The organism is Citrobacter sp. Cpo109 (assembly GCF_030332565.1).
In the GTDB taxonomy this organism is placed as follows: domain Bacteria; phylum Pseudomonadota; class Gammaproteobacteria; order Enterobacterales; family Enterobacteriaceae; genus Citrobacter; species Citrobacter portucalensis.
Map to the genome: position 1 here is coordinate 180,567 of NZ_JAOWHQ010000062.1, position 20,816 is coordinate 201,382.

General features: G+C 52.4%; 17 protein-coding genes. 10 read left to right on the plus strand and 7 right to left on the minus strand.

From position 1 onward, the window contains the following. Positions 1-53: 53 nt before the first annotated feature. Positions 54-1,526: a dipeptide/tripeptide permease DtpB gene (dtpB, locus tag OGY71_RS14950; RefSeq protein ID WP_003827469.1), complete on the plus strand. Its 1,473-nt coding sequence runs from the start codon at positions 54-56 to the stop codon at positions 1,524-1,526. A gap of 87 nt (positions 1,527-1,613) precedes the next feature. On the opposite strand, the gene OGY71_RS14955 is transcribed toward dtpB, so the two are convergent. Further along, positions 1,614-2,117, minus strand: a complete 504-nt coding sequence (locus tag OGY71_RS14955; protein ID WP_003023361.1) for an RrF2 family transcriptional regulator — start codon at positions 2,115-2,117, stop codon at positions 1,614-1,616. A gap of 232 nt (positions 2,118-2,349) precedes the next feature. Between OGY71_RS14955 and OGY71_RS14960 the strand changes: the two genes are divergently transcribed. Then, a complete protein-coding gene (locus OGY71_RS14960; RefSeq protein WP_286605726.1) occupies positions 2,350-3,549 on the plus strand; it encodes an NAD(P)/FAD-dependent oxidoreductase in 1,200 nt (399 codons plus the stop codon). A 106-nt stretch (positions 3,550-3,655) separates the two neighbouring features. Here the strand turns inward: OGY71_RS14960 and rsmJ are convergent, their stop codons facing one another. Then, positions 3,656-4,405: a 16S rRNA (guanine(1516)-N(2))-methyltransferase RsmJ gene (gene rsmJ, locus OGY71_RS14965; RefSeq protein ID WP_003827462.1), complete on the minus strand. Its 750-nt coding sequence runs from the start codon at positions 4,403-4,405 to the stop codon at positions 3,656-3,658. An 8-nt stretch (positions 4,406-4,413) separates the two neighbouring features. After that, positions 4,414-6,456, minus strand: a complete 2,043-nt coding sequence (prlC, locus tag OGY71_RS14970; RefSeq protein ID WP_060682916.1) for an oligopeptidase A — start codon at positions 6,454-6,456, stop codon at positions 4,414-4,416. Positions 6,457-6,664: 208 nt separating this feature from the next. Here prlC and OGY71_RS14975 point away from each other — a divergent pair, with 208 nt between their 5' ends. Further along, positions 6,665-7,507 (plus strand): 23S rRNA (adenine(2030)-N(6))-methyltransferase RlmJ, encoded by an 843-nt coding sequence (locus tag OGY71_RS14975; protein ID WP_106902573.1) that lies wholly within the window; start codon positions 6,665-6,667, stop codon positions 7,505-7,507. A gap of 104 nt (positions 7,508-7,611) precedes the next feature. Beyond that, positions 7,612-8,964, plus strand: coding sequence for a glutathione-disulfide reductase (gene gorA, locus OGY71_RS14980; RefSeq protein WP_003827456.1), 1,353 nt, complete (start codon positions 7,612-7,614; stop codon positions 8,962-8,964). 42 nt (positions 8,965-9,006) lie between these two features. On the opposite strand, the gene OGY71_RS14985 is transcribed toward gorA, so the two are convergent. Continuing rightward, positions 9,007-10,401, minus strand: a complete 1,395-nt coding sequence (locus tag OGY71_RS14985) for a cytochrome-c peroxidase (protein WP_003827455.1) — start codon at positions 10,399-10,401, stop codon at positions 9,007-9,009. A gap of 426 nt (positions 10,402-10,827) precedes the next feature. Between OGY71_RS14985 and OGY71_RS14990 the strand changes: the two genes are divergently transcribed. Continuing rightward, the gene (locus OGY71_RS14990) at positions 10,828-12,477 is read left to right on the plus strand and encodes an alpha,alpha-trehalase (protein WP_003827453.1); all 1,650 of its coding nucleotides are present in this window, start codon (positions 10,828-10,830) and stop codon (positions 12,475-12,477) included. Positions 12,478-12,504: 27 nt separating this feature from the next. Here OGY71_RS14990 and OGY71_RS14995 read toward each other — a convergent pair whose 3' ends face one another. Next, a complete protein-coding gene (locus OGY71_RS14995; protein WP_164563295.1) occupies positions 12,505-14,094 on the minus strand; it encodes an STY4199 family HEPN domain-containing protein in 1,590 nt (529 codons plus the stop codon). Positions 14,095-14,261: 167 nt separating this feature from the next. Between OGY71_RS14995 and OGY71_RS15000 the strand changes: the two genes are divergently transcribed. Both OGY71_RS15000 and OGY71_RS15005 read left to right on the plus strand, forming a co-directional pair. Then, positions 14,262-14,801, plus strand: a complete 540-nt coding sequence (locus OGY71_RS15000; RefSeq protein WP_063941878.1) for a GNAT family N-acetyltransferase — start codon at positions 14,262-14,264, stop codon at positions 14,799-14,801. Between the two features lie 86 nt (positions 14,802-14,887). Then, a complete protein-coding gene (locus tag OGY71_RS15005; RefSeq protein WP_148361349.1) occupies positions 14,888-15,238 on the plus strand; it encodes a glycoside hydrolase family protein in 351 nt (116 codons plus the stop codon). Between the two features lie 15 nt (positions 15,239-15,253). Here the strand turns inward: OGY71_RS15005 and OGY71_RS15010 are convergent, their stop codons facing one another. Both OGY71_RS15010 and OGY71_RS15015 read right to left on the minus strand, forming a co-directional pair. Continuing rightward, a complete protein-coding gene (locus OGY71_RS15010) occupies positions 15,254-15,859 on the minus strand; it encodes a helix-turn-helix transcriptional regulator (protein ID WP_286613452.1) in 606 nt (201 codons plus the stop codon). A 370-nt stretch (positions 15,860-16,229) separates the two neighbouring features. Next, positions 16,230-16,988: an SDR family NAD(P)-dependent oxidoreductase gene (locus OGY71_RS15015; protein ID WP_003827444.1), complete on the minus strand. Its 759-nt coding sequence runs from the start codon at positions 16,986-16,988 to the stop codon at positions 16,230-16,232. Positions 16,989-17,107: 119 nt separating this feature from the next. Here OGY71_RS15015 and OGY71_RS15020 point away from each other — a divergent pair, with 119 nt between their 5' ends. The 3 genes from OGY71_RS15020 (at position 17,108) to OGY71_RS15030 (ending at position 20,736) form a co-directional block, all read left to right on the plus strand. Further along, positions 17,108-18,007, plus strand: a complete 900-nt coding sequence (locus OGY71_RS15020) for a LysR family transcriptional regulator (RefSeq protein ID WP_003827442.1) — start codon at positions 17,108-17,110, stop codon at positions 18,005-18,007. Between the two features lie 71 nt (positions 18,008-18,078). Further along, on the plus strand, positions 18,079-19,080 hold the full coding sequence (gene yhjD, locus OGY71_RS15025) for an inner membrane protein YhjD (protein WP_063941879.1): 1,002 nt from the start codon (positions 18,079-18,081) through the stop codon (positions 19,078-19,080). A gap of 333 nt (positions 19,081-19,413) precedes the next feature. Further along, on the plus strand, positions 19,414-20,736 hold the full coding sequence (locus tag OGY71_RS15030; RefSeq protein WP_003023312.1) for an MFS transporter: 1,323 nt from the start codon (positions 19,414-19,416) through the stop codon (positions 20,734-20,736). The last annotated feature ends 80 nt before the right edge of the window (positions 20,737-20,816 follow it).

Genomic DNA, 20,816 nt, shown 5'->3' on the forward strand with positions numbered 1-20,816 from the left:
GTTTAAGCATACGCGTTCATACTTTTCGGGATGGCTTTGAAAGGCGATGGAATATGAATAAAACTGCACCTACGGGCTTGCTGCAGCAACCTCGTCCGTTCTTCATGATCTTCTTTGTGGAATTATGGGAACGATTTGGCTATTACGGCGTACAGGGCATCCTGGCGGTATTTTTTGTTAAGCAGCTCGGATTTTCACAAGAACAGGCATTTGTCACCTTTGGTGCCTTTGCCGCACTGGTTTACGGCCTGATCTCGATCGGCGGCTACGTCGGCGACCACCTGTTAGGCACCAAGCGCACGCTGGTACTCGGTGCCATTGTGCTGGCAATCGGCTACTTCATGACCGGAATGTCGCTGCTTAAGCCGGATCTAATCTTTATTGCTTTGGGTACCATTGCCGTTGGTAACGGGCTATTTAAAGCCAACCCGGCAAGCCTGCTGTCAAAATGCTATCCCCCGAAAGACGCCCGTCTGGACGGTGCTTTCACCCTGTTTTATATGTCGATTAACATCGGTTCGCTGCTGTCACTGTCGCTGGCGCCGGTGATTGCCGATAAGTTTGGCTACGCTGTGACTTACAACCTGTGCGGAGCCGGACTAATCGTCGCGCTGCTGGTCTACTTTGCCTGCCGCGGAATGGTGAAAAATATCGGCTCTGAGCCAGACCATAAGCCACTGAACTTCCGTAACCTGCTGTACGTGCTGGCCGGTACGGTAGTGATGGTATTTATCTGCGCCTGGCTGATGCACAACGTGCAGATTGCCAACCTGGTGCTGATCGTCCTGTCGATTGTCGTGACCATCATCTTCTTCCGTCAGGCATTCAAACTGGATAAAACCGGGCGCAACAAGATGTTCGTGGCCTTTATCCTGATGCTGGAAGCGGTGGTGTTCTACGTGCTGTACGCGCAGATGCCGACATCGCTGAACTTCTTTGCGATCAATAACGTACACCATGAAATTCTTGGTTTCGCCATCAACCCGGTGAGCTTCCAGGCGCTGAACCCGTTCTGGGTGGTACTGGCGAGTCCGGTACTGGCCGCAATCTATACCCGTCTGGGCAACAAAGGCAAAGACCTGACCATGCCGATGAAATTTACGCTCGGTATGTTCCTGTGCTCATTGGGCTTCCTGACGGCCGCCGCTGCCGGGATGTGGTTTGCCGATGCACAAGGGCTGACGTCGCCGTGGTTTATCGTGCTGGTGTATCTGTTCCAGAGCCTGGGTGAACTGCTGATTAGCGCCCTGGGACTGGCTATGGTCGCTGCTCTCGTGCCACAACATCTGATGGGCTTCATTCTTGGGATGTGGTTCCTGACGCAGGCCGCGGCCTTCCTGATGGGGGGTTATGTCGCTACGTTCACCGCCGTACCAGAGAACATCACCGACCCGCTGCAAACGCTGCCTATCTATACCAACGTCTTCAGTAAGATTGGCCTTGTCACCCTGGCCGTAACGGTCGTGATGGCGATTATGGTGCCATGGCTGAACCGCATGATTAATACGCCGAGCACCGAGCAATAACCTTCAGTGCCGGATGGCGGCTATTGCCCCTGTCTGGCCTACATTCAACATGCCCGGTCGCCTTGCGCTATCGGGCATTTTCACTCACTACCCTTTACGCGCGTCTATCCACTCCTGCACTTCTACCACAAAAGTGTCCGGCGCTTTGCGGTACATTTTGCGCGCCAAGTCCAGAATCGTATGCTGGCCGAGCGCTTCTTCCATTCGCTGCTGGGCCATGTCCATTACCGAACGCACGCCACAAATGCCTTCACAGGCCCACTCCGGTGGATGTTCCTCAAATACCGCCAGCCGCTGGCGAATTTCACGACACTCAAAGATGCGCTTATCGCCATCAATAGCATTCACCACATCCAGCACCGTGATGTGTTCAGCGGGTTTAGCTAACTGGAAACCGCCACCTTTGCCTTCAATGCTGCGCACCAGACCCGCTTTGGACAGACGGGTGAAAATTTTTGCCAGATAGTCATACGGTACGCTTTGCAGTTCGGCTATTTCCCGCACGCTCATATCCCGCGCGTCGCCCTTACTGTCGACCATACACATCAGGCTATGAATGCCGTACTCAACTCCCGAACTGTAGAATGCCATTCTCTTATCTCAGCCAAAATGAATCTGAGTTTATTGTAGCTTTTTCATCTCATTCATTCCAGACAGCAAAGTAACCCCTTTTCAAAACATAACTTTAAATACATATTTATCAAACAGATAATCAAAAAACATCGCTCTTTGAGGCAAAAAGGATCTCGATCGCATTGCAATTCATAACTACGACAAATAAAATCCGAGTAAATAATTCGTAGTCACCAGTGAGAAAACCCCAATGCGTAAACAAATTCTGATCGTGGGCGCCGGCTTTGCCGGTATGTGGGCAGCATTAAGCGCCGCACGACTAGCGGATAAACATCAGCAGGCAATTGATATTACAGTAATTGCGCCACAGCCGGAGCTGCGTGTCCGCCCACGATTTTATGAAAGCGCCGTTCATACGCTGGTCGCACCACTGCAACCGTTGTTTGACGTTACCGGCGTCAACTTCCTGCAAGGTCACGTCGAGCAAATCCTCCCGGACTCTAAAGAGGTGAGCTGGAAAGATGCCAACGGTGACACTCATCTGCGTCGCTATGACCGCCTGGTGCTCGCCAGCGGAAGTCATGTAAACCGCGACGCCGTCGCCGGTGCCGCCGCGCACGCGTTTGACCTCGACCAACTCGAAAGCGCCGCCGTACTGGAGCAGCACATTAACAATCTGGCATTACAACCGGAAAGTGAGGCTCGCAATACCGTGGTGGTCTGTGGTGGTGGTTTCACCGGGATAGAGATGGCGCTGGAATTACCGGGTCGTTTGCGCGAAATATTGGGTGCTGATGCTAAGACCAGAGTTGTCGTAGTTGAACGCGGTGCTCAGCCAGGCGGACGCTGGAGCCAGGAATTACGTGACGTGATTATCGAAGCCTCTGCTGAACTGGGCGTCGAGTGGCTGGTCAATGCGGAAGTAGAAAGCGTGGATGCCTCCGGCGTCACGCTGAAAAATGGGCAGGTGATTGCCTCTCAAACGGTTATCTGGACCGTCGGCGTACAGGCCAATAGCCTGACAGCACAGATTAATGCCCCGCGCGATCGCCAGGGCCGTCTGCATGTGAATACCAATCTGCAGGTTGTGGGTCACGATGATATCTACGCCACTGGCGATGTGGCCTATGCCGCCACCGACGACAAAGGCAACCATGCGTTAATGACCTGTCAGCACGCGATTTTGTTGGGTAAATTTGCCGGTAATAACGCTGCGGCAGACCTGTTAAACGTAACACCACTGCCATATCGTCAGGAAAACTACGTCACCTGCCTGGATCTTGGTGCCTGGGGTGCGGTGTATAGCGAAGGATGGGATCAGCAGGTAAAACTGACGCGCGCAGAAGCGAAGAAGCTGAAGGTGTCGATTGTCAGCGAGCTGATTTACCCACCGAAAGCAGACCGAGCAGTAGCATTTGAGATTGCCGACCCGCTGGCACCGTTTGTTTAATGGATAATGCCGGATGCGGCTAACGCCTTATCCGGCCTACAAAGACACGCTGCCGTAGACCTGATAAGCACAACGCATCAGGCAGCACAGCGCACAGACCTACAAACTATGCTGTCCCAGCGTAGATATCAAACCGATGCCCTTTCGTCACAACCGCGTTCGGCGTGGCGACATCCGCCAGCGGCGGCGCGTAATCTGGGCGCTTCACCACCACACGTTTGGTGGCCAACTGACGCGCAGGCTCCAGCAGCCCATCCGCATCTAAATCCGGCCCCACCAATGACTGAAACACCCGCATTTCTTTTTTCACCAGCGCGCTTTTCTGCTTATGTGGAAACATCGGATCGAGGTACACCACCTGCGGGCGCGGCGTGATATCGGTTAACGCCGTCAGACTCGACGCATGGATCAGCTGTAAACGTTCCTGCAGCCACGGACCGATTTCCGGGTCGGCATAGCCGCGCGCCAGGCCATCATCAAGCAGTGCCGCAACCACCGGATTACGTTCCAGCATTCGTACGCGGCAGCCTACCGAGGCCAGTACAAACGCATCGCGCCCCAGCCCAGCTGTCGCATCGACCACATCCGGCAGGTAATCGCCTTTAATGCCAACCGCCTTCGCCACCGCTTCACCGCGTCCACCGCCAAATTTGCGCCGATGGGCCATCGCACCGCCCACGAAATCCACGAAGATACCACCGAGTTTGGGTTCATCACGTTTGCGCAGTTCCAGATGTTCCGGCGTCATCACCAGCGCCATCAGGTTATCTTCATCGTGTTCCAGTCCCCAGCGGGCGGCAAGAACAGATAAGGCGCCGTCTCCGGCGCCTGTTTCATCTACTAAGCAGATTTTCACGTGAATAATCAGCCTTTGATCCCGTAATGCTCCAGCATTGCATCCAGCTGCGGCTCGCGGCCACGGAAGCGCTTGAACAGTTCCATCGGCTCTTCAGAACCGCCACGGGTAAGGATATTATCGAGGAACGATTGTCCGGTCTGACGGTTGAAAATCCCTTCATCTTCGAAGCGAGAGAAGGCATCTGCCGCCAGTACGTCTGCCCACAGATAGCTGTAGTAACCCGCTGCATAGCCACCAGCAAAAATATGGCTGAAGGCATGCGGGAAGCGGCCCCACGTTGGGCCCGGCACCACGGCGACCTGTTTTTTAATTTCCGCCAGCGTCTCGAGGATTTTAGCCCCTTGCTGCGGGTTAAACTCCGCGTGCAGACGGAAATCAAACAGACCGAACTCCAGTTGACGCAGAATAAACAGCGCTGCCTGGTAGTTTTTCGCCGCCAGCATTTTATCCAGCAGTTCCTTCGGCAGCGGTTCACCGGTCTCAAAGTGACCAGAGATAAACGCCAACGCTTCCGGCTCCCAACACCAGTTTTCCATAAACTGGCTCGGCAGTTCGACCGCATCCCATGGCACACCGTTGATACCGGAAACGCCCGCGGTTTCGACACGGGTCAGCATATGGTGCAGACCGTGGCCGAACTCGTGGAACAGGGTGATCACTTCATCGTGGGTAAACAGCGCAGGTTTACCGTTCACCGGACGGTTAAAGTTACAGGTCAGGTAAGCGACCGGCTTTTGCAATGTGCCGTCTGTCTTACGCATCTGGCCGACACAGTCGTCCATCCACGCCCCACCGCGTTTGTGTTCACGGGCATACAGATCAAGATAGAAGCTGCCGCGCAGCTCGTTGTTTTCGTCGTACAGCTCGAAGAAACGAACTTCCGGATGCCAGACGTCAACATCGGTGCGCTCTTTGGCGGTGATGCCATAAATACGTTTAACCACTTCAAACAGGCCGTTAACGGCTTTGTTTTCCGGGAAGTAAGGACGCAGCTGCTCGTCGCTGATGCTGTAGAGATGCTGTTTTTGTTTCTCGCTGTAGTAAGCGATATCCCACGGCTGCAGCTCATCAACACCAAATTCCGCTTTCGCGAAGGCGCGCAGCTGAGCCAGTTCTTTCTCACCCTGCGGACGGGCACGTTTCGCCAGGTCGGTCAGGAAGTCGAGTACCTGCTGCGGGTTCTCCGCCATTTTGGTAGCCAGAGATTTAAAGGCGTAGCTTTCAAAGCCCAGCAGCTGTGCCAGCTCGTGGCGCAGCGCGAGGATCTCTTCCATTATCGGGCTGTTGTCCCATTTGCCCGCGTTTGGCCCCTGGTCAGACGCGCGCGTGGAGTAAGCGCGATACATCTCTTCACGCAGCCCCTGGTTATCACAGTAGGTCATCACCGGCAGGTAGCTTGGGATGTCCAGCGTTAACAGATAGCCTTCCTGCTCTTTGGCTTCAGCCTGAGCTTTTGCGGCGGCCAGCGCGCTTTCCGGCATCCCGGCAAGTTCCGCTTCGTCGGTCACCAGCTTAGTCCAGCCCATCGTAGCATCGAGGACGTTATTGCTGTACAGGTTGCCGAGCTCAGACAGGCGGGTAGCGATCTCACCATAGCGCTGCTGTTTTTCCTTCGGCAGACCAATACCAGAAAGCTCAAAATCGCGCAGCGCGTTATCAACCGCTTTTTTCTGTGCAGTGTTCAGAGTGGCGTAATGATCGCCATCACGCAGATCGCGGTACGCTTTGTACAGGCCTTCATGTTGTCCAACCCAGGTGCTGTATTCAGACAGCAGCGGCAGCGTTTGTTCGTAGGCTTCTCGCAGTTCCGGGCTGTTTTTCACCGAGTTCAGGTGGCTAACAGGAGAGAAAATACGCCCCAGCACATCGTCAACTTCCGCCAACGGCTGGCAGAGGTTTTCCCAGGTGTACGGCGCGCCCTGCGCAACAACTCGCTCAACATTTTCACGGCAATCGTTCAACGCCTTAGTGACGGCAGGCACAACGTGCTCTGGCTGAATTTTAGAAAACGGCGGCAGTTCGAAGGGAGTCAGCAATGGATTGGTCATTAGCGCGGTCCTGTTGAAAAGAGTGAATGAAGCGCGTATCCGGCGCTGTGCATATTAATTTGTACAATGGGGTTAAGTGTAGAGGATTTCAATGCTAACCGTGACGGAAAGACGCCCGGTAGCGCTGCGCTTACCGGGCCTACGGGTAATCTGTGCCGATCTGCTGTAAACTGTGGCAAATCGTCATTTCAGCGGAATTTCATTACCCATGCTCAGTTATCGCCACAGTTATCACGCAGGCAACCACGCCGACGTCCTTAAACATACCGTTCAGAGCCTGATCATCGAGTCGCTCAAAGAGAAAGAAAAACCGTTTCTCTATCTGGACACCCATGCTGGCGCTGGCCGTTATCAGCTGAGCAGTGAGCATGCCGAACGTACCGGTGAATATCTGGAAGGGATCGCCCGTATCTGGCAGCAGGACGATTTGCCTGCCGAACTGGAACCCTACATTGGCGTAGTGCAGCACTTCAACCGTAGCGGTCAGTTGCGCTACTACCCAGGCTCTCCGTTAATTGCTCGCCAGCTGCTGCGCGAACAGGACAGTCTGCAATTAACTGAACTGCACCCGAGCGACTTCCCTCTGCTGCGCGGCGAATTCCAGAAAGATGAGCGCGCTCGCGTGGCCAAAGCCGATGGTTATCAGCAGCTGAAAGCAAAATTACCGCCGGTTTCCCGTCGAGGGTTGATCCTTATCGATCCACCCTACGAAATCAAAAGCGACTACCAGGCAGTAGTGACCGGTATTAACGAAGGCTACAAACGTTTCGCGACCGGCACCTATGCGTTGTGGTATCCAGTGGTTCTGCGCCAACAAATCAAGCGCATGATCCACGATCTGGAAGACACCGGTATCCGCAAAATTCTGCAAATTGAGTTGGCGGTGCGCCCGGACAGCGATCAGCGTGGCATGACGGCGTCCGGCATGATTGTGATTAACCCGCCGTGGAAGCTGGAGCAGCAGATGAACAACATCCTGCCGTGGCTACATAGCAAGCTGGTTCCCGCAGGAACCGGACACACTTCCGTAAGCTGGATCGTGCCGGAGTAATCGCAGCCATCGGTGGAACCTTTTAATTTCAGGTATACAATCGCGAATATTTTGGCGGATGGCGTAACGCTTCTCCGCCCTACAATGAACATGAAGGAGCGGTCATGACCAAGCACTACGATTACATCGCTATTGGCGGCGGCAGCGGCGGTATTGCCTCCATTAACCGTGCAGCAATGTACGGCCAAAAATGCGCACTGATTGAAGCCAAAGAGTTAGGCGGCACCTGCGTTAACGTTGGCTGCGTACCGAAGAAAGTGATGTGGCATGCCGCACAGGTCCGCGAAGCGATCCACATGTACGGTCCGGATTACGGTTTCGACACCACCATCAATAAGTTCGACTGGGATAAACTGATCGCCACGCGTACCGCTTATATCGATCGTATTCATACCTCGTACGACAACGTGCTGGGCAAAAATAATGTCGATGTGATCAAAGGCTTTGCGCGCTTTGTGGATGCCAAAACCATTGAAGTAAACGGTGAAACCATTACTGCCGATCATATTTTGATTGCCACCGGTGGTCGCCCGAGCCATCCGAACATTCCTGGCGTGGAATATGGTATTGATTCTAATGGTTTCTTTGAGCTGCCAGCGCTGCCAAAACGTGTAGCCGTTGTTGGCGCAGGCTACATCGCCGTTGAACTGGCTGGTGTGATTAACGGCCTGGGCGCAGAAACTCACCTGTTCGTGCGTAAACACGCGCCGCTGCGCAGTTTTGATCCGATGATCGTCGAGACGTTGGTTGAGGTGATGAACGCCGAAGGCCCGACTCTGCATACTCACGCGATTCCAAAAGCGGTTGTTAAAAACGCTGACGGCAGCCTGACCCTGCAACTGGAAGATGGTCGTAGCGAAACGGTAGACTGCCTGATTTGGGCGATTGGTCGTGAGCCAGAAACGGACAACTTCAATCTGGCTGTTACCGGCGTGAAAACCAATGAAAAAGGCTACATCGTCGTTGATAAATTCCAGAACACCAGCGTGCCGGGTATTTATGCCGTCGGCGACAACACCGGTGCCGTTGAACTGACGCCGGTTGCCGTTGCCGCGGGCCGTCGCCTGTCCGAGCGTCTGTTTAACAACAAACCGGACGAACATCTGGACTACAGCAACATCCCGACCGTGGTCTTCAGCCACCCGCCAATTGGCACCGTGGGCCTGACCGAGCAGCAGGCTCGCGAACAGCACGGCGATGACCAAGTGAAAGTGTATAAATCATCATTTACCGCGATGTATACCGCTGTCACCTCACATCGTCAGCCGTGCCGCATGAAGCTGGTTTGCGTCGGTCCGGAAGAGAAAATTGTCGGTATTCACGGTATTGGTTTTGGAATGGATGAAATGCTGCAAGGCTTCGCGGTCGCGCTGAAAATGGGCGCAACCAAGAAAGACTTTGATAACACCGTTGCGATTCATCCAACGGCGGCAGAAGAATTCGTTACCATGCGTTAAGCAATAAATAAACCGGATGGTGCTTTGCCATCCGGTTTTCTCTTATTTACCCTGCATATATGGCGTATACACGCCGTTTAAGCTTTCGAGGAACGCCACGATATCGTCGATATCTTCCTGCGGCAGTTCTTTACCCACCTGATAACGCAGCATCAGTTTTACCGCACCATCGAGCGTAGGCACATCACCGCGATGGAAATAAGGCGCGGTCAGCGCAACGTTACGCAAGCCCGGGACTTTTTGACGCAGCTTGTCACGTAATTCATTAGTGACGTTCATGCGGCCAATATCTGCGGCAGTGACCTCACCGAAATTAAAGTCCTTTTTCAAACCCAATGGCTCAAATGAGCGCCCGCCTAAAATAATACCGCCATGACAGGTCGCACACTTATTATCTTTAAACAATTGATAGCCATGTTTCTGCTGAGCAGTTAACGCTGCTTCATCGCCGCGTAGCCATTTATCAAACGGCGAATTTGGCGTAATTAGCGTTTTCTCAAACTCAGCAATCGCATCGGTAATATTATCCCCGCTGAATCCCTGCGGATAAACCGCGATAAACTCTTGCTTCAATTGCGGATCTTTATCCAGTTTCTGGATAATTTCATCCCAGGATTTAGACGCCATTTCGATAGGGTTCAACGGCGGGCCGCCTGCCTGCGCCTGCAATGTTGGCGCACGACCATCCCAGAATTGTTCAACGTTGAAGACCGAGTTAAACACCGTCGGCGCATTAATCGGGCCAACGGCGCCGCCTACGCCGATCGACGTTTTCCGGCCATCCACGCCGCCTGCATTCAGAGCGTGGCAATGCGCGCAAGAAATCGTGCTGTCACCTGAAATACGCGGGTCGTGGTAAAGCGTAAAGCCAAGCGCTACTTTGCGGGCATCGGTTGGGATGCTTTCTGGTATCGGCTGCACCGGTTCATTACGATGCTGCGTGGCGGTATCGTTACTGGCGTAATACTGCTCACGCTGTTTCGCAATCCAGCCCAGGATCTCGGCTCGCTCCGTATCGCTGACCTTCCCGGCCCAGTGCAGCGCGGTATATCGCGTTGGCGGCATGGTGTCGTACTGCATCACCCACTCAATTTTATTCAGGTCGCTTTGCGAAACGGGTTTATCTGCGACCAGCGCCGCACGAACGGCTTCAAGATTGAATGATTTGTATCCCAGTTGAATATCATAATTCATCAACTGCTTAGCGACAGGAAAAGAAGAATAGAAAGGTAATTCAGCTGAAGGCGTGTGACAATAATCGCATCCTTTTTCGCGTAAAAATCCTAATACCTTATTATTTTCTTCCAGCGTAGAGGCCTGAACATCAGCCTGTTTGCTACGTTGATTATCGTGATACCACACATAACCGGATAATCCAAAATAACAAATCACGATGCCAGCTATGGCAATCGCGGTAAGACGGGTAATGATTTTCATTATTTTACCCTCACCGTTGTGAGTTATTGTGACCCAGAAAATTAGAATAATTAATGCGCAGTCTTTGTCAGACCTGACCATCATAGGAAATGAGGGAATTACTATTTTGATAAGTATCAAGCAATTACATGGGGGAGAACTATCAATAGAATAGCCTGCGCCTATTATAGAGATAAGGCGTTACCTGTCTCTGTTCACACCTCGTTGCAATCGAATGCTCTGAAAATGGAATATATTCAGATCATGCAGAAATTTGAATTATCCATTATTTTCATTGGGATAGTCTGATTCTTTAAATTTTGCTCAGCATTAAAACGTGATCAACCGCACGCTTTACTCACCCGACACCGAAGCGAATGTCTACGCTTAACTGACGACCGGGCAATAGCCTTAATCTTTCAACGTCCATCGGAGGTCTTTCTCATTATGCTCAACCAGAAACTACCCCACGCCCCTTCTGAAGAAATGACGATCGACATCGATCTGCTTTATGAAATGGATCCGTGCGAGTTAAAGCTGGATGAAATGATTGAGGCGGAGCCTGAGCCGGAGATGATTGAAGGGCTCCCCGCTTCAGATGCGTTAACCCCTGCCGATCGTTATCTCGAACTGTTCGAACACGTCCAGTCATCCAAACTGTTTGCGGATAGTAAAACCTTCCCAGATTGTGCGCCCAAAATGGACCCGCTCGACATTTTAATTCGTTATCGCAAGGTTAAACGCCATCGGGACTTCGATCTGCGACGCTTCGTCGAGAACCATTTCTGGCTCCCGGAAACGCCCTCCAGCGAATACGTTTCTGACCCGGAAAGTTCGCTGAAAGAGCATATCGATCAACTGTGGCCGGTGCTGACGCGCGAGCCGCAGGATCACATTCCCTGGTCCTCGCTACTGGCGTTACCGCAGTCATACATTGTGCCAGGCGGGCGTTTTAGCGAAACCTACTACTGGGATTCCTACTTTACCATGCTGGGTCTGGCAGAGAGCGGCCGCGAAGATCTGCTGAAATGTATGGCAGATAACTTTGCCTGGATGATTGAAAACTATGGTCACATCCCGAACGGCAACCGCACTTACTATCTGAGTCGCTCACAGCCGCCGGTATTTGCGCTGATGGTGGAACTGTTTGAAGAGGATGGCGTACGCGGCGCGCGTCGTTACCTTGATCATCTAAAAATGGAGTACGCGTTCTGGATGGATGGCGCCGATTCCCTGGTACTCAACCAGGCCTACCGCCACGTGATCAGAATGTCTGACGGCTCTCTACTTAACCGCTATTGGGACGATCGTGATACGCCACGCGATGAATCATGGCTTGAAGACGTCGAGACCGCCAAGCATTCGGGTCGCCCGCCCAATGAAGTGTATCGGGATTTACGCGCGGGCGCGGCTTCTGGCTGGGATTATTCATCGCGCTGGCTACGCGACGCAGGCCGCCTTGCCAGCATACGCACCACGCAGTTCATCCCAATTGACCTGAACGCATTCCTCTACAAGCTGGAAAGCACTATTGCCAATATTTCCGCGCTAAAAGGTGACAAAGAAACGGAAGCACTTTTTCGCCAGAAAGCCAGCGATCGTCGTGATGCGGTAAACCGCTATCTCTGGGACGATGAAAACGGCTGCTATCGCGATTACGACTGGCGGCGCGAACAAATGGCCCTGTTCTCTGCCGCCAGTATTGTGCCGCTGTATGTCGGTATGGCAACGCATGAACAAGCCGATCGGCTTGCTAACGCGGTGCGCAGTCGCCTGCTAACGCCCGGTGGCATTTTAGCCACGGAGCATGAAACCGGTGAACAGTGGGATAAACCCAACGGCTGGGCGCCGCTGCAGTGGATGGCGATCCAGGGCTTCAAACTGTACGGTGACGACCATCTCGGGGATGAAATTGCCCGTAACTGGTTGAAAACGGTGAATCTCTTTTATCAGGAACACCACAAACTTATCGAAAAATACCACATAGCTGACGCCGCGCCGCGCGAAGGCGGCGGCGGGGAATATCCGTTGCAGGACGGCTTTGGCTGGACCAATGGCGTGGTGCGCCGACTCATCGGTTTGTATGGCGAACCCTAGCGGCTGACGGTCTGAGTCATCAGGCTTTCAGTTAATTGCATCGTACAGCTCGGCGTGAATTTTCTGCCATTTCTTGTTCTCAGGGCTTGGCTGGGCGCGAACACGCAGCTCGGCCTGCTCAAGATCATATTGCTGACGCGCAACGACCGCAGGCACGGAACAAAAACTTTGCAGATAACTTTTATGCAGCGAAGTGAGCGATGCCCCATTCGACATCGCATGGCTGAGCGTAGTCATAAACTGTCGGCATGGTTTGCTTTCATCCATCTGCGAAGGGTAACGCAGCAGCAGTCTCAACACCTCAGTATTGCCCGCCGAAAACGCCTGCTCCGTCCACGCCAGCTTCCAGTCCATCCCGCCCTGCAGAAAAAGTGACGTCACGCGGGTGTCATTGCGATCGATAGCCGCCCGCATGTTAAAGGCATCCCAGGTGATGCCCATTCGGGTCACCGCCTCCCGTGCGCTGGGGGCATCACGCCGTGGCTTCTCTTGTACGATTTCAACGGACTGTCCGGAAGACGCCTGTGGCGCTGGCGAAGTAAATAACCAGAACGCACCCAGCGAAATCGCCAGCACCATCACGCCGACCGCTACCCACAACATACCGGAAATCAGCTGTTCACGTTCTTCCGCCGTGCGCTTGGCCCGCTTTTCCGGCGGATCAATACTGTCTGCGATTTCATGCTTATCGCCTCCCGCTTGCTCGTCTTTTTGCTTTGCTGTTTCCCAAAACTGGCGGACCATGGCCTCATCAGATTCCAGATACGACGCAGGATTAATGCGCGTACGCCGTTCTTCAAATGCCCGTTGCACAGGATGAGTTATCTGTCGGTACTGGTAGTCCAGCAACATCAGTTGTACCGACGTCAGCGGCTGCTGCGCGATAACGCAGTTACGAGCCAGGCGGCAATCATCCAAAAACATGCGTAGCGTGATGCGCGGCTCAACAAATGACATGAGCACTGAGGTATCGTTAAAAATCTGCGTAAAGTGGCGAACGAATAATTTCTTATCGACGACCATCAGCGCCAGCTCGCTAAACATCATACCGTCCAGCGCATCTCGTCCTTCGCCCAACTTTAGCCAGCGACGCAGACGTTCACCACCAAAGTGCTGTTTCAGAAAGCTGTTGAGAGGATGTTGATCCGGCCATACCCGTGCAATCAGAGATTTGAGGGTTAATTCTATTGCGCGAAGTTGACGCTGCGCCCGCATCTGAGCATCCGGCTCCACAGGTGCAATTTCGGTTTGATACTTCAGGATGGGCTGTTGCTGGCGTAATTGTTCCAGAGAAGCCACAAAGCGCAGCGCTGAAATCAGCTGGTTTTCACTGACGTCCTGGCCATTTTCATATTGGGGTACACTCTGTTGAAGATGACGTAGCCGCAGAGTGAACTGGCTCAATTGCGCATCATTCATCTGCAACCGTCTGGCGACAGCCCCCCAGCCGCCCAGATTCAGTCGTGCCTGATCCAGCTGTTCGAGAAACCACCGCGGGTCTTTGCCTTCTGCAGCATGTACGCCTAGAAGCAGTAATATTTCTACCGACGCCTGGCGGATAATCCCCAGACAATGTTCAAAGGGTGTACATGTCGCTTGTAACGCGCTATTGGTCATCATCTTCCCTAAAAGGACCCAAAACGTGCGGCCTCACAATGGTATGTAATTATCTTTTTTAAACGCAACGTTGTGCCGATGTAGACTAGAACACATTCATATAGCAAATAAATAAGTTTTACAGTGACTTCCGCACAATCATTGAAAATTATTCTGGAGATAAGCCTGTGCCTGTACTGCAAACATCACGTCTGCTCTGCCGCCCACTGACAGAAAATGACTGGACGTTCTTCTTAACGCTACAGCAGAACCCAGATGTGATGCGTTTTGTCGCTGACGCACGTACTGAAGAGGAAGTACGGACAGCCTTCGACTCCCGCCTGCCTGAATGGTTTCCCGGCAGCCCGCACTGGCTATGTCTGCTCTTGTGCGATAAGACATCGGGAGCACCGCTTGGCGTGACCGGATACATTCAGGAGAACAATGAATGTGCCGAGGTTGGCTTTCTGCTCGCCCCAGAGGCGCAGGGTAAAGGTTATGGCGCTGAATCTCTGCATGCCGTGTGTGAATACGCCTTTGCCAGCGGCGGTCTGCGGCGACTGACCGCCTGTGTCACCGCAGGAAACGAAGCCTCACGGTGTCTGTTGGAAAAGGTCGGGTTCATTCATGAAGGCACGCTACGCGCAAGCTACTGGCTACATCAAACCTGGCACGATGACTGGATTTTTGGTCTGTTAAAACAGGAATATCAGCCGCCCAAGGCATAGGTCGTTTTGCGGTAAATACTGGCTGTCAGGCAACTAGCGTAACGGCGTGTTTTTTTTAGAATAGGTCTCTTTGCACAGAGATGATTATGCCGCTGCGTTCGACACATTTCACGCCCGCCTGTATCGCATTTATTAAGCAATGGCAGGGCCTGTCGCTGGAAAAGTATCAGGACAAAAAAGGCATCTGGGTCATTGGTTACGGGCACGAAATCTCCGCCAATGAATCCTTTGATACCCCAATTACGGTGATGCAGGCAGAAACATTGCTGCTCGCAGATATGAGTATCTGCGAGGCATTCATCCATAAGGAAATGACGCAAATAAAAGACAGGTTTCAGCTGGAAGCATTAATTACGTGGATATTCAGCGTGGGAATTACCCAATTTTGCGCTAAAAATATCTGGCCGGTGTCTATTTCACAGCCAGAAATATTCTGACTGTGAAATATGTTCCTAGTAAATAGTGTTGTTTAACATCATTGCCGCCTGCGTACGGTTTTTTACCTCCAGGCGCTGATACAACGACTCAAGATGGGCTTTTACCGTTCCGGTACTGATATTTAACAGTCGACCAATTTGTTTATTAGATTCTCCGGCGGCCAGCATGGTCAAAATCTCCCGCTGGCGCGCGCTGAGCAATCTGATATTTTGCCCACCGCTTTCGGTAGCGGTTATGCAGTCTCTGGGGATAAACATCATACCCATCGCGACGCTATTGAGGGCCAGCGTAAAGGTTTCCGCATCAGAATCGCGCGGAACAATGGCCAGCACGTTCAGTTTAGTGACCTCTTGCAACCATTTTTTACGGCAGTCCGTTGCGGTCACCAGCACCTTCACCATCGCAAAGCGCTCTGCTATCTGTTGCAGCAAGCTACAGCAGAACTCAGCATCAAGGTCGCCATCCAATATAACTAATGCCTCGGGTTTATCTTCCAGCGTCAGCCAAAGTTCACCTGCCTGACTGACACCCTGAACATCCACTCCTGGAATACGTTGCTGCAAACTTACATTCATTCCATGAATAAATATTGACTGCCTGTCAAACATTACTACCTGCATTATTTATCTCCATCCGAATAGGATATTAGCCTTAACATGCGGAAGGGTATTACCCATAGGGTAAAATAAGAAGTCACCATTTGGCGGGGGCCATTTTACCGATAGACAGAGAAGAAAGAAGCAGAAGTTATGAATAGTTACAGCTCAACCCGAAGGATCATACAAATGAACAAAAACAGGTTCGAAAACTAGGGAAAGTCTTAATATTCGATGCTCATGATAAGACAATGAATATTAATTAATATGATTTTATATTTTTAGCTAAAAATAAGATATCAACGACAATGGATAAATCTGTTACAAAATACAATCTAGCATTAAGTGCTTATTCAACGCATGCCGTGACCTGTTGAATAAGCACCTTATGGGTTTACAGGAACATTCCGCCGGATACTTCGATACGCTGTGCCGTCATCCAGGCCAGTTCATCGCTGAGCAGCGCAGCAATGGCGTCGCCAATATCATCAGGTAAACCAACGCGTCCCAGCGCCGTTTGCGATGCAATGTACGCATTCAATTGCGCATTATCCCGCACATTTCCGCCGCTAAAATCCGTTTCTATTGCGCCTGGCGCAATAATATTCGCCGTTATGCCGCGCTCTCCCAGCTCTTTTGCCTGATAACGGGTTAGCACTTCCATCGCACCTTTCATGGCTGCGTATGCGCTGTAACCCGGTAGCGCAAAGCGGGCAAGCCCGGTAGAGACATTGAGGATGCGACCACCTTTATTTATCAGCGGTAGCAGGCTCTGCGTCAGGAAAAAGGGCCCCTTAAAATGGATGTTCAAAAGTTGGTCAAATTGCGCTTCAGTAAATGCCGGATACGGTGCGTTGATGCCGATTCCGGCATTGTTCAATAAATAATCAAACGCGTTACTTTGCCACTGCGTTTGTAACGTTCCCTGCACCTGTTGAACAAACTGAGGGAATGTAGAAATATCGCCGACATTTAACGGTAATGCCGCCGCTTTACCGCCAGATTGGCGTATTTCACCCACAACCTGCTGCGCTTCTTTTTCATTGCTGTTCCACGTCAGGATAATACCGATTCCTTTACTCGCCAGCTTCAGCGCCGCGTTTTTACCGAGTCCGCGGCCGCCGCCAGTCACCAATGCGATACGTTGCGTCATAAGAAACCTCATTTCAGGTGTTGTGAAGATTGAGACAAAGCTTATTAGGTGATAGAAGAACAATAAATACTGCTAACTGCGCATTACTGTTTCATTTAGAACAACAATAGGGCATGAGAATGGATAAAATTCACGCAATGCAGTTGTTCATCCGCGTCGCAGAACTGGAGAGCTTTTCGCGCGCCGCAGACACCCTCGGACTTCCTAAAGGTAGCGTATCGCGCCAGATCCAGGCTCTGGAAAATCATCTGGGCACGCAGTTGTTGCACCGCACCACCCGCCGCGTTCAGCTCACGCAAGACGGCATGATCTATTACGAACGCGCGAAAGATCTGTTGAGTAATCTGGATGAGCTGGATGGGCTGTTCCATCACGATCCGTCCAGCATCAGCGGCAAGCTGCGCGTTGATATGCCGGTCGGTGTAGCAAGAAACCTGGTGATGCCCCGCTTACCGAGCTTTTTGCATCAGTATCCGGGCCTGGAACTCGAACTCAGCAGCAGCGACCGCCTGGTGGATTTGATCCGCGAAGGTTTCGACTGTGTGGTACGCGTGGGCGCGCTGAAAGATTCAGGGCTGATTGCGCGTCCGCTGGGGAAACTCACGCAGATTAACTGCGCCAGCCCGCAATACCTCGCCCGCTTTGGTTATCCGGAAAATCTGGAGGATCTTGCCTCGCATGCGGTGGTGCACTACTCGGTCAATTTAGGAACGCGTGCGCAAGGTTTCGAAGTGGCGACAGAAAATGGCACGCAATGGGTTAAAACCGGCGGCATGCTAACGGTAAACAGTACCGAAACCTATCACGCGGCATGCCTTGCCGGTCTGGGCATTATTCAGGTGCCGCGCGTTGGCGTGCGTGATGCCCTGCGCGCCGGTACGCTGGTCGAAGTGTTGCCGCAATATCGCGCCGAGCCAATGCCAGTCTCTTTGCTTTATCCGCATCGGCGCAACCTCTCCCGCCGGGTACATCTGTTTATGGAATGGCTGACTGGTGTGATGAAAGACTATGTGGATTAGTCCATTTTTCAGGATGCGCCCCTGAGCAGGCTATAATGTCATGAGTGAACAAAATAAGGACAACCGATCGGATGACGCAGGAACAAGACGCAAAACACCCTACGCCAGAACATAAACCAGCCTCCGCCGAGCCGGAGAAAAACGCTAAAGCGAACCAGGCGCTGAAAACGGCTCTGACCTTCGCCGATAAAATTCAACGTCAGCCCATCATCGCCCATCTTATTCGTGCCGCAGAGCGGTTTAACGATCGTATGGGAAATCAGTTTGGTGCCGCCATTACCTACTTCTCGTTTCTGTCGATGATCCCAATCCTGATGGTGTCGTTTGCCGCCGCGGGTTTTATTCTCGCTTCGCACCCTACGCTGTTGCAGGATATCTTCAGCAAGATTTTGCTGAACGTCAGCGATCCGACGCTCGCTTCTACGCTGAAAAACACCATCAATACCGCCGTTCAGCAACGTACAACTGTAGGTCTGGTAGGGCTTGGCATCGCGCTCTATTCCGGCATTAACTGGATGGGGAACCTGCGCGAAGCGATTCGTGCCCAGTCGCGGGATGTTTGGGAACGTACGCCGCAGGATCAGGAAAAAATTTGGGTCAAATATCTGCGTGATTTTGTTTCCTTGATTGGCTTACTGGTTGCGCTGATTGTTACTCTGTCCATTACCTCTATCGCCGGTTCCGCCCAGCAGATGATTATCTCTGCGCTGTATCTCGACGGTATCGAATGGCTGAAACCCGCCTGGCGGCTGATCGGCCTGACCATCTCTATTTTCGCCAACTACCTGCTGTTCTTCTGGATTTTTTGGCGGCTACCGCGTCACCGACCGCGTAAGAAAGCGCTCATACGCGGTACCTTTATCGCGGCACTGGGGTTTGAAGTCATCAAAATGATCATGACGTATACGCTGCCATCACTGGTGCAGTCGCCGTCAGGCGCAGCATTTGGTTCCGTGCTTGGACTGATGGCGTTCTTCTACTTCTTCGCTCGTCTGACCCTGTTTTGCGCAGCCTGGATTGCCACGGCGGAATACAAAGACGACCCGCGTATGCCGGGGAAAACCCACCGCTAATTCATCATTTATGGCGGATGGCGCTACGCTTATCCGGCCTACGGGAGAGTTTTGTAGGCCGGATAAGCGTAGCGCCATCCGGCAATTATAATGCCGCCTGCTCTCACTGATTTAGTGAATAAATCCAACTCGTAACTTTTATTTAACCAGAAACCAGTTTTATCATCCAAGTTTTAAATTATGTGAAGCATTTCATGGAAGTGAAATCTCAAGCCTAAAAATTATCCCCTTTTTGCTCTATTTTTGACCGATCTCAAAGTTTGTTACAGATTGAAATGTCTCTTTTGCTGTGCGTAATATGACCTTTCGTTCGGCCAAAAATAAGAAAATATTATGCAAGCAACAGCCACAACACTCGACAACGAACAGGAACACACCCCGGTCAACTCGCGCAATAAAGTTGTCGTCGCCTCGCTCATTGGCACCGCCATTGAGTTCTTCGACTTCTATATTTACGCCACCGCTGCGGTAATCGTGTTCCCGCATATCTTCTTCCCGCAGGGGGATCCGACCGCGGCTACGCTACAGTCCCTCGCCACTTTTGCTATCGCCTTTGTGGCCCGACCGATCGGTTCTGCGGTATTCGGGCATTTCGGCGATCGCGTCGGCCGTAAAGTCACGCTGGTTGCTTCACTACTCACAATGGGGATCTCGACAGTCGTCATTGGCCTGCTGCCGGGCTATGAAACTATCGGCATTTTCGCCCCGCTGCTGCTGGCTCTGGCGCGTTTTGGTCAGGGTTTAGGTCTGGGCGGTGAATGGGGCGGTGCAGCGTTGCTGGCGACGGAAAACGCGCCACCGCGCAAACGCGCGCTGTACGGATCATTTCCGCAGCTGGGCGCGCCTATCGGTTTCTTCTTCGCCAACGGTACCTTTCTGCTGCTCTCCTGGCTGCTGACCGACGAACAGTTCATGAGCTGGGGTTGGCGCGTACCGTTCATCTTCTCCGCTGTGCTGGTGATTATCGGTCTGTACGTCCGCGTTTCGTTGCATGAATCCCCGGTCTTCGCCAAAGTAGCCGCGGCGAAAAAACAGGTGAAAATCCCGCTGGGTACTCTACTGACAAAACATGTTCGCGTGACGATCCTCGGCACGTTCATCATGCTGGCGACCTATACGCTGTTCTATATCATGACCGTCTATTCGATGACGTTCAGTACCGCCGCAGCGCCTGTAGGGCTTGGCCTGCCGCGTAATGAAGTGTTGTGGATGCTGATGATGGCGGTCATTGGTTTTGGCGTCATGGTACCGGTGGCGGGCCTGCTGGCCGATGCGTTTGGTCGCCGCAAGAGCATGCTTATCATCACCACGCTGATCATTCTGTTTGCGCTGTTTGCCTTTAAACCGCTGCTCGGCTCTGGCAATCCGGTGCTGGTGTTCGCCTTCCTGTTGCTGGGCTTAAGCCTGATGGGTCTGACATTTGGCCCGATGGGCGCACTGCTGCCGGAGCTGTTCCCGACCGAAGTGCGCTATACGGGGGCGTCGTTCTCGTACAACGTTTCGTCAATTCTCGGCGCATCAGTTGCCCCATACATCGCCGCATGGTTGCAGGCGAATTATGGTCTGGCGGCTGTCGGTACGTATCTGGCATCGATGGCGGCGTTAACGCTTATTGCGCTGCTGTTGACCCACGAAACCCGCCATCAGTCGTTGTGATTCTTTTGCCGGATGCGGTGTAACCACCTTATCCGGCTTACGTTGAGCATGAAATCCAGGCTGGATAAACATCCGGCCAG

Excerpts from the sequence above, each read along its gene's own strand:
- dtpB (WP_003827469.1), top strand. The coding sequence starts at position 54 with ATGAATAAAACTGCACCTACGGGCTTGCTGCAGCAACCTCGTCCGTTC.
- OGY71_RS14955 (WP_003023361.1), bottom strand. The coding sequence starts at position 2,117 with ATGGCATTCTACAGTTCGGGAGTTGAGTACGGCATTCATAGCCTGATG.
- OGY71_RS14960 (WP_286605726.1), top strand. The coding sequence starts at position 2,350 with ATGCGTAAACAAATTCTGATCGTGGGCGCCGGCTTTGCCGGTATGTGG.
- prlC (WP_060682916.1), bottom strand. The coding sequence starts at position 6,456 with ATGACCAATCCATTGCTGACTCCCTTCGAACTGCCGCCGTTTTCTAAA.
- OGY71_RS14975 (WP_106902573.1), top strand. The coding sequence starts at position 6,665 with ATGCTCAGTTATCGCCACAGTTATCACGCAGGCAACCACGCCGACGTC.
- gorA (WP_003827456.1), top strand. The coding sequence starts at position 7,612 with ATGACCAAGCACTACGATTACATCGCTATTGGCGGCGGCAGCGGCGGT.
- OGY71_RS14985 (WP_003827455.1), bottom strand. The coding sequence starts at position 10,401 with ATGAAAATCATTACCCGTCTTACCGCGATTGCCATAGCTGGCATCGTG.
- OGY71_RS14990 (WP_003827453.1), top strand. The coding sequence starts at position 10,828 with ATGCTCAACCAGAAACTACCCCACGCCCCTTCTGAAGAAATGACGATC.
- OGY71_RS14995 (WP_164563295.1), bottom strand. The coding sequence starts at position 14,094 with ATGACCAATAGCGCGTTACAAGCGACATGTACACCCTTTGAACATTGT.
- OGY71_RS15005 (WP_148361349.1), top strand. The coding sequence starts at position 14,888 with ATGCCGCTGCGTTCGACACATTTCACGCCCGCCTGTATCGCATTTATT.
- OGY71_RS15010 (WP_286613452.1), bottom strand. The coding sequence starts at position 15,859 with ATGCAGGTAGTAATGTTTGACAGGCAGTCAATATTTATTCATGGAATG.
- OGY71_RS15015 (WP_003827444.1), bottom strand. The coding sequence starts at position 16,988 with ATGACGCAACGTATCGCATTGGTGACTGGCGGCGGCCGCGGACTCGGT.
- OGY71_RS15020 (WP_003827442.1), top strand. The coding sequence starts at position 17,108 with ATGGATAAAATTCACGCAATGCAGTTGTTCATCCGCGTCGCAGAACTG.
- yhjD (WP_063941879.1), top strand. The coding sequence starts at position 18,079 with ATGACGCAGGAACAAGACGCAAAACACCCTACGCCAGAACATAAACCA.
- OGY71_RS15030 (WP_003023312.1), top strand. The coding sequence starts at position 19,414 with ATGCAAGCAACAGCCACAACACTCGACAACGAACAGGAACACACCCCG.